Origin of the sequence: Pseudomonas sp. Irchel s3a10, assembly GCF_900187525.1 — a bacterium.
GTDB lineage: Bacteria > Pseudomonadota > Gammaproteobacteria > Pseudomonadales > Pseudomonadaceae > Aquipseudomonas > Aquipseudomonas koreensis_G.
Genome location: NZ_FYDR01000006.1, coordinates 21,428 through 33,349 on the forward strand (window position 1 = coordinate 21,428; position 11,922 = coordinate 33,349).

Here is an 11,922-nt window from a genome sequence, read left to right on the forward strand (position 1 = left end):
TTCGCTGGCTGACACACCGTCTTCGCGAGCAAGCCCGCTCCCACAGGGGATTGCATTTCAAATATAAGAAATCAGCCTGAACCGAGGTCCCATCAACGAACCACTACCAGAGTGAATCGAACATGAGCGCCAACGTCGACCTGAACAACCGCCCCGACTACGACCGTGTCCTGCAGGACATCGCCGATTACGTCCTCACCTACAAGATCGAATCTGCCGAAGCCCTCGACACCGCCCGCAACTGCCTGATGGATACCCTCGGCTGTGCCCTGCTGGCGCTGCGCTTCCCCGAGTGCACCAAGCATCTTGGCCCCATCGTCGAAGGCACCATCGTGCCGTTCGGGGCGCGGGTTCCCGGCACGTCCTATCGTCTCGACCCGGTGAAAGCCGCGTGGGATATCGGCTGCATCGTGCGCTGGCTCGATTACAACGACACCTGGCTCGCCGCCGAGTGGGGGCATCCGTCGGACAACCTCGGCGGGATTCTCGCGGTGGCCGATCATCTGTCGCAGAAGCGTATCGCCAACGGCGAAGCACCGCTGACAATGCGCGACGTGCTCGAAGCGATGATCATGGCCCACGAGATTCAAGGCGTGATCGCTCTGGAAAATTCCTTCAACCGCGTCGGCCTCGATCACGTTGTGCTGGTGAAAGTCGCCTCGACTGCGGTCACAGCGAAACTGATGGGTGCCAATCGCGAGCAACTGCTGTCGGCGTTGTCCCATGCCTTCGCCGATGGTCAGGCGCTGCGCACCTATCGCCATGCGCCGAACGCCGGATCGCGCAAGTCCTGGGCGGCGGGGGATGCCACCAGTCGCGGTGTGCGTCTGGCCGACATTGCCCTGCGTGGCGAGATGGGTATTCCCGGGGTGTTGACAGCCAGACAGTGGGGTTTCTACGACGTATCGTTCAGCCATACCAATAACGATCTGGCGCTCAAGCCCGAAGGCAAACGCGCCCTCAGTTTCGCGCGGCCCTACGGCAGTTACGTCATGGAAAACGTGCTGTTCAAGATCAGCTTCCCCGCCGAATTCCACGCGCAAACGGCCTGCGAAGCGGCGGTGACCTTGCATCCGTTGGTGCGCAACCGCCTGCATGAAATCGACCGCATCGTCATCACCACCCATGAGTCGGCGATTCGTATCATCTCCAAGGTCGGGCCGCTGGCCAACGCCGCCGACCGCGACCACTGCCTCCAGTACATGACCGCCGTGCCGCTGGCATTCGGCAACCTGGTGGCTGAACAGTACGAGGACGCTTTCCACGCCGCGCACCCGATCATTGATGTGCTGCGCGAGAAGATGGTCATCGTTGAAGATCCGCGTTTCACCCGCGAATATCTGGAGGCCGACAAGCGTTCGATTGCCAATGCGGTGCAGGTGTTTTTCAAGGACGGATCGAGCACCGAGAACGTGGTGGTCGAATACCCGATCGGCCATCGTCGGCGCCGGGTCGAAGGCATTCCATTGCTGGAGGACAAGTTCAGGGCGAATCTGCTGACACGATTCACCGGGCAGCGCAGCAACGAGATCTTCGCGTTGTGCAAGGATCAGGCGCAGCTTGAGGTCACCCCCGTGAATCGTTTCATCGACCTGTTTGTCATCTGACAACGCGAGCATTGAAGACCGATTGCGGGCGTGAGCCTGCTCACGCTAGCGGTGTGTCAGGCAACATCAATGCTGGATGTGCCGCCGCCTTCGCGGGCAAGCCCGCTCCCACAAGGTTTTGTGCCTGGCACAACATGCATGAACACTCTGAAACCCTGTGGGAGCGGGCTTGCCCGCGAAGGCGCCAAAGCAGACGCCGCAAATCTATTTGAAACGCCGCTCCACGCCTTTCTCCACCAGAATCTTCGCCGAAATCTCTTCCACCGAAAAATGCGTGGAGTTGATGTGCGGGATGTTCTCGCGGCGGAACAGGTTTTCCACTTCGCGCACTTCGAATTCGCACTGGGCGTAGCTCGAATAGCGGCTGTTGGGCTTGCGCTCGTTGCGAATTGCGGTGAGGCGATCGGGGTCGATGGTCAGGCCGAACAGCTTGTGCTGATGGGCGCGCAGGGCGGTCGGCAGGGTCAGGCGCTCCATGTCGTCTTCGGTCAGCGGGTAGTTGGCCGCGCGGATACCGAACTGCATCGCCATGTACAGACACGTCGGCGTCTTACCACAACGCGACACGCCCACTAGTATCAGGTCGGCCTTGTCGTAATAGTGGGTGCGCGCGCCGTCATCGTTGTCGAGGGCGAAGTTCACCGCCTCGATACGCTCCATGTAATTGGAGTTGTGCCCGATCGAGTGAGACTTGCCGACGGTGTAGGAAGAGTGCTCGGTCAGTTCCTGCTCCAGCGGGGCGAGGAAGGTCGAGAAAATGTCGATCATGAAACCATTGGACGTTGCGAGAATCTCACGGATGTCCTGATTGACGATGGTGTCGAAGATGATCGGACGAAAGCCGTCGGTTTCAGCGGCTTTGTTGATTTGTTGTACCATGGCCCGCGCTTTGTCCGCGTTGTCGATATACGGCCGCGTGAGCTTGGTGAAGGTAATGTTTTCGAACTGCGCCAGAAGGCTTTGACCCAGGGTTTCGGCGGTGATGCCGGTGCCATCGGAGATAAAGAAAGCAGATCGTTTCATTTGCACCTTGGGCCTTAAGCTAATGAGCATTCTTGGATATGATAGGCGCGATTTGCCGGCCGCCATTGGCCCGCATTCTCACTTATTTTCCAGGTCCAGGCCATACAGCCGGCCAACGCTCCCCCGAGCCGCCGGTTTCTGAGCTTTTCCAACACAGTTAGTGGAGAGATCACCTTGGTAGAGTACGTAGTTTCCCTCGATAAGCTCGGCAAACACGATGTTGAGCATGTGGGGGGCAAGAACGCATCCCTGGGCGAGATGATCAGCAACCTGGCGGGTGCCGGTGTGTCGGTCCCCGGCGGCTTTGCCACCACCGCGCAGGCCTATCGCGACTTTCTCGAACTGAGCGGCCTCAACGATCAGATCCACAAGGCTCTCGACGCCCTGGACGTCGATGACGTCAACGCACTGGCCAAGACCGGTGCGCAGATCCGTCAATGGATCATGGACGCCGAATTCCCTGAAAAACTCAATGCCGAGATCCGCACCGCGTTCGCCGCGCTGTCGGCCGGTAACTCTGACGTGGCCGTGGCCGTGCGTTCTTCCGCCACCGCCGAAGACTTGCCGGACGCCTCCTTCGCCGGTCAGCAGGAAACCTTCCTGAACATCCGTGGCGTGGAAAACGTTATCCGCGCCGCCAAAGAAGTATTCGCTTCGCTGTTCAACGACCGGGCGATTTCCTACCGCGTGCACCAGGGCTTCGACCACAAACTGGTCGCCCTGTCGGCTGGCGTGCAGCGCATGGTGCGTTCGGAAACCGGCACCGCCGGCGTGATGTTCACCCTCGATACCGAATCCGGTTTCCGTGACGTGGTGTTCATCACCGGCGCCTACGGTCTGGGCGAAACCGTTGTTCAAGGCGCGGTGAACCCGGATGAGTTCTACGTGCACAAAGGCACGCTGGAGGCTGGTCGCCCGGCGATCCTGCGTCGCAACCTGGGCAGCAAAGCCATCAAAATGATCTACGGCGACGAGGCCAAGGCCGGTCGTTCGGTCAAGACCATCGATGTCGACAAGGCTGATCGTGCGCGTTTCTGCCTGTCTGACGCTGAAGTCAGCGAACTGGCCAAGCAAGCGATGATCATCGAGAAGCACTACGGCTGCCCGATGGATATCGAGTGGGCCAAGGACGGTGACGACGGCAAGCTGTACATCGTGCAGGCCCGTCCGGAAACCGTGAAGAGCCGCACCCAGGCCAACGTCATGGAACGTTACCTGCTGAAAGAAACCGGCACCGTGCTGGTGGAAGGTCGTGCCATCGGCCAGCGCATCGGCGCCGGTAAAGTGCGGATCATCAAGGACGTCTCGGAAATGGACAAAGTCCAGGCCGGTGACGTGCTGGTCTCGGACATGACCGACCCGGACTGGGAGCCGGTGATGAAACGCGCCAGCGCCATCGTCACCAACCGTGGTGGCCGTACCTGCCACGCGGCGATCATCGCCCGTGAATTGGGGATTCCAGCGGTCGTGGGTTGCGGCAACGCCACCCAACTGCTGAAAGATGGCCAGGGCGTGACCGTGTCCTGCGCCGAAGGCGACACCGGTTACATCTTTGAAGGCGAACTGGGCTTCGACGTCAAGAAGAACTCCGTGGACGCCATGCCGGAGCTGCCGTTCAAGATCATGATGAACGTCGGCAACCCGGACCGCGCCTTCGACTTTGCGCAGTTGCCGAATGCCGGTGTGGGCCTGGCCCGTCTGGAATTCATCATCAACCGCATGATCGGCGTGCACCCGAAAGCGCTGTTGAACTACGACGGCCTGCCGCAGGAAATCAAGGACAGCGTCGACAAGCGCATCGCCGGTTACAACGATCCGGTCGGCTTCTACGTCGAAAAACTGGTGGAAGGCATCAGCACCCTCGCTGCAGCGTTCTGGCCGAAGAAGGTCATCGTGCGTCTGTCGGACTTCAAGTCCAACGAATACGCGAACCTGATCGGCGGCAAGCTGTACGAGCCGGAAGAAGAAAACCCGATGCTCGGCTTCCGTGGCGCTTCGCGTTACATCAGCGAATCGTTCCGTGACTGCTTCGAACTCGAGTGCCGCGCGCTGAAGCGTGTGCGCAACGAAATGGGCCTGACCAACGTCGAAATCATGGTGCCGTTCGTCCGTACCCTCGGCGAAGCCAGCCAGGTGGTCGATTTGCTCGCCGAAAACGGTCTGGCCCGTGGCGACAATGGCCTGCGCGTGATCATGATGTGCGAACTGCCATCCAACGCGATTCTCGCTGAAGAGTTCCTCGAATTCTTCGACGGCTTCTCGATCGGTTCCAACGACCTGACCCAGTTGACCCTGGGCCTGGACCGTGACTCCGGGATCATCGCGCACCTGTTCGACGAGCGAAATCCGGCGGTGAAGAAGCTGCTGGCCAACGCGATTGCCGCGTGCAACAAGGCCGGCAAGTACATCGGCATCTGCGGTCAGGGCCCTTCGGACCACCCGGATCTGGCCAAGTGGCTGATGGAGCAGGGCATCGAAAGCGTGTCGCTGAACCCGGACTCCGTGCTGGAAACCTGGTTCTTCCTCGCTGAAGGTCAGGCGCAGGCGTAATCAGTATGTGAACGGCCATCCTCCTCTATGGGAGCGGGCTTGCTCGCGAAGACGGAATAAGATCCGCCACAAATGTTGGCTGATACACCGCTTTCGCGAGCAAGCCCGCTCCCACAAAGGTCGGGGGCTTTGAGATTGAAGTAGGGCGGGCTCTCCGGATGCCGCCCTTTTTTGTGCAAGAGCATTATGCAAAGCAGCAGCAACCTGTTTCCTGTCGCCCTGATCAGCGCCGAACGTCGCGGTGATCTGAGCGAAGACGTGTATCGACTCAAACCCGGCAACAGTCCCGACTGGTCCGTGGAAATCGCCGTGACCCGCTTGGGCATGGCCGATGACACGACACCACGCGGCGTGCCGGTGATTTTGCTGCACGGCAGCTTTTCCAACCGGCGCTTCTGGTTTTCCCCCAAGGGCCTCGGGCTGGGCGCGTACCTGACGCGTCTGGGCTTCGATGTGTGGATCCCGGAGATGCGCGGTCACGGTCTGTCGCAGCGCAACGAGGACTACCGGCGCAACCGTGTGGCCGACTACGCCCGGTACGATCTGCCGGCGATTGCCGCGTTCGTCCGCGAGCAGAGCGGGCAGGTGCCGCACTGGATCGGCCATTCGCTGGGCGGCATCACCCTGGCAGCTGCGTTGGGTGGCGAATACCTCGGCGAGCCTGCCGTGGCCTCGGCGGCGTTTTTCGGCACGCAGGTCAGCCGCACCTACTGGCCGTTGAAGATTCCACCGGTGGAGTGGAGCGGGCGCTTCATTCTCAAGCGTTTCGCGCAGTTGTCCGGTTCACGTCTCAAGCGCGGCCCGGAAGACGAGCCGATCGGGCTGGCGCTGGAAAGCATGCGCTGGTATGGCTTGTTCGGGCGGTTTGGCGACAAGGACAAGGATTGGTGGGCAGGGCTTGCCGACGTTCAGCTGCCAGTATTGGCCGTGACGGCGGCGGGCGATCATCAGGATCCGGCGTGGGCCTGCCGCAAACTGTTCGAGCAGATCGGCTCCGAGCACAAGCAGTTCATCAATCTGGGGCGCGATCAGGGCTTCAGCGACAACTTCGGGCATGTCGAGATGCTGGTGAGCAAAGCAGCGCAGGCCGAGGTCTGGCCGCTGGTGGCGCGCTGGCTGAACGATCAGCAGACGCCGTTGCTCGGCGGCAAGCCCGATCTTGCCGCTGCGGTCTGAGCCCGGGGCTCTGAAAAGGGCATTTCGTTCGGGTCGGCTTGCGGCTAAGATATGACGCATTGTGCGATTCTGGTCATATTAGGTGGCTGTTTAGCTATTACGTTTCAGCGTTTGTTCAGGTTCGTTCAGCGACCATTGCATGAACTAAGGTAAACAGCGACCGCCGGGACTCGTTTCAAAAGAGTGCGACATCCTTGATCGTCTTCCTTTTTACAGGAGTTTTTCGATGAACCATTACCTCACGCCTGACCTGTGCGACGCCTACCCGGAACTGGTGCAGGTGCTGGAACCGATGTTCAGCAATTTCGGCGGCCGTGATTCGTTCGGCGGCGAAATCGTGACCATTAAATGCTTCGAAGACAACTCGCTGGTCAAGGAGCAAGCCGAACTCAAGGGTAATGGCAAGGTGCTGGTGGTCGATGGCGGCGGTTCGCTGCGTCGCGCGTTGCTGGGCGACATGATCGCCGAGAAAGCCGCGAAAAACGGCTGGGAAGGGATGGTCATCTACGGTTGCATCCGTGACGTCGACGTTATTGCCCAGACCGATCTCGGCGTGCAGGCGTTGGCCAGCCATCCGATGAAGACCGAAAAGCGCGGCATCGGTGACCTCAACGTACCGGTGACTTTCGCCGGCGTGACGTTCCATCCGGGCCAATACATCTATGGGGACAACAACGGCGTGATCGTTTCGCCAAGTCCGCTGCAGATGCCTGAATAAGTTTTTCGACAAAGGGATGCGGATGTTCGAGGAAGAAAACGCGCAGTGGGGGCTGGTGCATGCCCTGGTGCTGGACGGTAAAGGCGGTGCGCGTTCGATTGCCCGGACTGAGCTCGACGATCTGCAGCTGCAGGCCCATGAGAGCCTGTGGCTGCATTGGGATCGCAGCCATCCGCAAACCCAGACCTGGCTGCGCAAATCCAGCGGCCTGAATGAATTTGCCTGCGACCTGTTGCTGGAAGAAAATACCCGGCCGCGCCTGTTGCCGTTGCCGGATGCCGAGCTGTTGCTGTTTTTGCGCGGGGTCAACCTGAATCCCGGTGCGGAGCCGGAAGACATGGTCTCGGTGCGGATTTTCGCTTCGGCGCAACGGGTCATCTCCCTGCGCTTGCGTCCGCTGCGTGCCACCGATGAACTGTTGGCGCTGTTGAGCGAAGGCAAAGGCCCGAAAACCTCTTCTGAACTGATCCTGTATCTGGCGCAATTCCTCACCAACAAGGTGCAGGATCTGGTCACATGCCTGTCGGAACTGGTCGATGAAGAGGAAGAAAAACTGGATGCCGACGAACGGTATACCCCCGAACATGGCTCGATTCTGCACATCCGCCGCCGGGCGGCCGGATTGAAGCGTTTTCTGGCACCGCAGCGGGATATTTTCGGACAGCTGACACGGATAAAACTGCCGTGGTTTGTCGACGATGACGCCGACTACTGGAACGAATTGAACAACAGCCTGACGCGCTATCTCGAAGAGCTGGAATTGACCCGAGAGCGCATGGGGCTTGTGCTGGAGGCTGAAGACCGGCGTTTGAACGTGCGCATGAATCGCACGATGTATCGCTTCGGCATCATCACCTGCATCTTTTTGCCGATGAGTTTTCTCACCGGCCTGTTGGGCATCAATGTGGGCGGCATTCCGTTCGCCAGCAGCCCTTATGGTTTCCTGATTGCCTGTCTGACGGTGCTGGCCATGGCCTTCGGTCAATGGTGGTTATTCCGTCGTTTGCGCTGGGTATGAAGATGCGACATGTGACCCGACCAAATTTGCCCGCGTCTTTCACAGACATCACGAGAGGTGCGTATGCACGATCCGTTTGAACAGTCTTTGCGCGACATGCTCAACGCCTCGCCGTCCAGCCGCGACGACGATGCCTGCCTGGGCCGCGTACTCAAAACCGCCAACCGCCAGGTCGGCGCCGGTGATCTGTTCAGCCTGCTGGGCCGCTGGCTGCCCGCGCTGATGATCGCCCTGAATAACGGATCGGCCCACGTCTCGCCGGTTTCCCGTCTTCGTAAAACCGCTGCACGCACTGCTGATAAGGCTGATTGAATATGGAACTTGATCTCTGGACTCAGAGCCTCGTCACGGCAATGACTGCGTTGTGGACCAAAGTCGCCAATTTCATCCCGAACCTGTTCGGCGCACTGGTGGTGCTGCTGTTGGGTTTCGTGGTGGCCAAGCTGCTCGATACCTTGCTGTCCAAACTGCTGGCCAAACTGGGCCTTGACCGCCTGATGGGCGGCACCGGGCTGACCAAGTTGATGTCGCGGGCCGGGCTGCAGGTGCCGATCTCGACCTTGATCGGTAAAATCGTTTATTGGTTCGTTCTGCTGATTTTCCTGGTTTCTGCAGCAGAGTCCCTTGGACTTGAGCGAGTTTCAGCTACGCTGGACATGCTGGCGCTGTATTTGCCGAAAGTTTTCGGTGCCGCGCTGGTGCTGCTGGTCGGTGTTTTGCTCGCGCAACTGGCCAACGGCTTGGTGCGCGGGGCGGCGGAAGGCGTAGGGCTGGACTACGCTTCGGGTTTGGGCCGAATCGCCCAGGGGCTGGTGATCATCATCAGCATCTCGGTCGCGATCAGCCAGCTCGAGGTCAAGACTGACCTGCTGAACCATGTGATTGTCATCGTATTGATTACCGTTGGTCTGGCTGTTGCGCTGGCCATGGGTTTGGGAAGCCGGGAAATTGCCGGTCAGATTCTTGCGGGAATCTATGTGCGTGAGTTGTATCAGGTTGGGCAACAAGTGCGTGTTGGCGAGGTCGAAGGCCAGATCGAAGAGATCGGCACGGTTAAAACCACAGTGCTGACCGATGAGGGTGAGCTAGTCTCACTCTCCAATCGGATCCTGCTGGAACAGCATGTGAGTAGCCGCTAACCCGGCAAACCCTGCTAATGTATGCCGCCGCAAAATGCCCTGAGAGGGGTGCGGCGGACATTGACCTGACTGTCGGCACGACTTGTTTTGAATAAAGCCCAAACGCTATCCACGCGCTATGACCCCCGTGAGCTCTCTGATGAGGAGTTGGTCGCGCGCGCGCATACCGAGCTGTTTCACGTGACGCGCGCCTATGAAGAGCTGATGCGGCGTTACCAGCGAACATTATTTAACGTTTGTGCGAGATATCTTGGGAACGATCGCGACGCAGACGATGTCTGTCAGGAAGTGATGCTTAAGGTGTTGTACGGCCTGAAGAACTTCGAGGGGAAATCGAAGTTCAAAACCTGGCTCTACAGCATCACGTATAACGAATGCATCACGCAGTATCGGAAGGAACGGCGTAAGCGTCGCTTGATGGACGCTCTCAGTCTGGACCCTCTTGAAGAAGCGTCTGAAGAAAAGGCGCCGAAGCCGGAGGAGAAGGGTGGGCTTGATCGCTGGCTGGTGTATGTGAATCCGATTGACCGCGAAATTCTGGTGCTACGATTTGTCGCAGAGCTGGAGTTTCAGGAGATCGCAGACATCATGCACATGGGTTTGAGTGCGACAAAAATGCGTTACAAACGCGCTCTAGATAAATTGCGTGAGAAATTTGCAGGCATTGCTGAAACTTAGTTCAGCGCAAATATCTCTTACGTGTAGGCAAGTTCTGATAGACTTGCCGCCGAGTTGTCCCCCGGTTTGCGGGACTGCTTCACAATCACCAGATGGGGATTTAACGGATGAAACTGAAAAACACCTTGGGCTTGGCCATTGGTTCTCTGATTGCCGCCACTTCGTTCGGCGCTCTGGCACAAGGCCAAGGCGCAGTTGAAATCGAAGGCTTCGCTAAGAAAGAACAATTCGACAGCGCTCGTAACTTCAAGAACAACGGCAACCTGTTCGGCGGTTCGATCGGTTACTTCCTGACCGACGACGTTGAACTGCGTCTGGGCTACGATGAAGTGCACAACGTACGTGCCGACGATGGCAAGAACGTCAAAGGCGCTAACACCGCTCTGGACGCTCTGTACCACTTCAACAACCCAGGCGACATGCTTCGTCCATACGTTTCGGCCGGTTTCTCTGACCAGAGCATCGACCAGAACGGTTCGAACGGTCGTAACCGTTCCACCTTCGCCAACATTGGCGGCGGTGCCAAGCTGTACTTCACCGAGAACTTCTACGCCCGTGCCGGCGTTGAAGCTCAGTACAACATCGACCAGGGCGACACCGAGTGGGCTCCTAGCGTCGGTATCGGTGTGAACTTCGGTGGCGGCTCCAAGCCAGCTGCTGCTCCAGTTCCAGCACCTGCTGAAGTTTGCTCCGACAGCGACAACGATGGCGTTTGCGACAACGTTGACAAGTGCCCGGACACCCCAGCCAACGTAACTGTTGACGCTGATGGCTGCCCAGCAGTTGCTGAAGTTGTTCGTGTTGAGCTGGACGTGAAATTCGACTTCGACAAGTCGGTAGTCAAGCCTAACAGCTACGGCGACATCAAAAACCTGGCTGACTTCATGAAGCAGTACCCATCCACCACCACTACTGTTGAAGGTCACACTGACTCCGTCGGTCCTGACGCTTACAACCAGAAACTGTCTGAGCGTCGTGCAAACGCCGTTAAGCAAGTTCTGACCAACCAGTACGGTGTTGAATCGTCCCGCGTTCAGTCGATCGGCTACGGCGAATCCCGCCCAGTTGCTGACAACAAAACTGAAGCTGGTCGCGCTGTTAACCGTCGCGTAGAAGCGCAGGTTGAAGCTCAAGCTAAGTAATTAGCTGCCGCTACGAGAAAAGCCCGGCTCAGGCCGGGCTTTTCTTTGCCTGCGATTTGGCTTTGAAGGTCTAGAGATCGCAGCCTGCGGCAGCTCCTACACAGTATCCGCACACATTGTGTAGCTACCGAAGGCTGCGATCCTTTGATTTTCTACAACAGCGGCCACAGTGCCAATGACCAGAATGGCCGGGCTCCTGAGTCCAAACCTGCAGGCGTCGTCACTCATGCTCATCAAATCACTGCGGCACTCGCGCTGTTCTGGCAGAGAGGCATTCTCGATCATCGCCACTGGCGTATCCGCCACCATCCCGCCCGCCAATAGCTGATCGCGAATCTCGCCAAGCTTGGCCACCCCCATGTAAATCACCAGCGTCGTCCCGCCCTGCGCCAGCGCCTGCCAGTTCAACTGGCTGTCGTCCTGGGTATGCGCGGTCACCAGCGTCACCCCGCGCGCCACGCCGCGCAACGTCAGCGGAATATCGCATTGCGTCGCGCCGGCGAGTCCTGCGGTAATCCCGTTGACCAATTCAACCTCAACCCCACGCTCGCGCAACCACTGCGCCTCTTCACCGCCACGGCCGAAAATGCATGGGTCTCCGCCCTTGAGTCGCACCACGCATTTGCCTTGGCGTGCATAACGCAGCATCAGCCGGTGGATGAACGCCTGCGGCGTCGAGCGACAGCCGCCGCGCTTGCCCACGGCAATGATTCGCGCGGTGGGGCAATGCTCCAGCACCGCGGCATTGACCAGATCGTCAATCAACACCACCTGCGCTTCATGCAATGCGCGTACCGCTTTGAGCGTCAGCAGTTCGGGATCACCGGGACCTGCACCCACCAGCCAGACTTTTGCATTCATGGTGTTTTCC

Annotated in this window: 11 protein-coding genes; 9 read left to right on the forward strand and 2 right to left on the reverse strand. The window is 58.8% G+C overall.

The window, feature by feature from the left end; all coding sequences use genetic code 11:
- Positions 1 to 122 precede the first annotated feature (122 nt).
- Positions 123 to 1,607, forward strand: coding sequence for a 2-methylcitrate dehydratase (prpD, locus tag CKW11_RS18325; RefSeq protein WP_095138635.1), 1,485 nt, complete (start codon positions 123 to 125; stop codon positions 1,605 to 1,607).
- A 204-nt stretch (positions 1,608 to 1,811) separates the two neighbouring features.
- On the opposite strand, the gene CKW11_RS18330 is transcribed toward prpD, so the two are convergent.
- Entirely contained in the window at positions 1,812 to 2,630 is an 819-nt protein-coding gene (locus CKW11_RS18330) for a pyruvate, water dikinase regulatory protein (RefSeq protein WP_007960912.1), read from the reverse strand.
- A gap of 174 nt (positions 2,631 to 2,804) precedes the next feature.
- Between CKW11_RS18330 and ppsA the strand changes: the two genes are divergently transcribed.
- The 8 genes from ppsA to CKW11_RS18370 all read left to right on the forward strand — a co-directional run bounded on the left by ppsA (position 2,805) and on the right by CKW11_RS18370 (position 11,051).
- Positions 2,805 to 5,180, forward strand: coding sequence for a phosphoenolpyruvate synthase (ppsA, locus tag CKW11_RS18335; protein ID WP_095138636.1), 2,376 nt, complete (start codon positions 2,805 to 2,807; stop codon positions 5,178 to 5,180).
- 186 nt (positions 5,181 to 5,366) lie between these two features.
- A complete protein-coding gene (locus CKW11_RS18340; protein ID WP_095138637.1) occupies positions 5,367 to 6,356 on the forward strand; it encodes an alpha/beta fold hydrolase in 990 nt (329 codons plus the stop codon).
- Positions 6,357 to 6,582: 226 nt separating this feature from the next.
- On the forward strand, positions 6,583 to 7,074 hold the full coding sequence (rraA, locus tag CKW11_RS18345) for a ribonuclease E activity regulator RraA (protein WP_095138638.1): 492 nt from the start codon (positions 6,583 to 6,585) through the stop codon (positions 7,072 to 7,074).
- A gap of 22 nt (positions 7,075 to 7,096) precedes the next feature.
- A complete protein-coding gene (locus tag CKW11_RS18350) occupies positions 7,097 to 8,092 on the forward strand; it encodes a zinc transporter ZntB (RefSeq protein WP_095138639.1) in 996 nt (331 codons plus the stop codon).
- 63 nt (positions 8,093 to 8,155) lie between these two features.
- On the forward strand, positions 8,156 to 8,404 hold the full coding sequence (locus tag CKW11_RS18355; protein ID WP_095138640.1) for a CrfX protein: 249 nt from the start codon (positions 8,156 to 8,158) through the stop codon (positions 8,402 to 8,404).
- A gap of 2 nt (positions 8,405 to 8,406) precedes the next feature.
- On the forward strand, positions 8,407 to 9,231 hold the full coding sequence (locus CKW11_RS18360; protein WP_095138641.1) for a mechanosensitive ion channel domain-containing protein: 825 nt from the start codon (positions 8,407 to 8,409) through the stop codon (positions 9,229 to 9,231).
- A gap of 87 nt (positions 9,232 to 9,318) precedes the next feature.
- Positions 9,319 to 9,909 carry an RNA polymerase sigma factor SigX gene (gene sigX, locus CKW11_RS18365; RefSeq protein WP_064116922.1) on the forward strand — a complete coding sequence of 197 codons (591 nt, stop codon included), beginning with the start codon at positions 9,319 to 9,321 and terminating at the stop codon, positions 9,907 to 9,909.
- 107 nt (positions 9,910 to 10,016) lie between these two features.
- Positions 10,017 to 11,051: an OmpA family protein gene (locus CKW11_RS18370; RefSeq protein WP_095138642.1), complete on the forward strand. Its 1,035-nt coding sequence runs from the start codon at positions 10,017 to 10,019 to the stop codon at positions 11,049 to 11,051.
- Positions 11,052 to 11,147: 96 nt separating this feature from the next.
- Here CKW11_RS18370 and cobA read toward each other — a convergent pair whose 3' ends face one another.
- Entirely contained in the window at positions 11,148 to 11,912 is a 765-nt protein-coding gene (gene cobA, locus CKW11_RS18375; protein WP_095138643.1) for a uroporphyrinogen-III C-methyltransferase, read from the reverse strand.
- Positions 11,913 to 11,922: the final 10 nt, after the last annotated feature.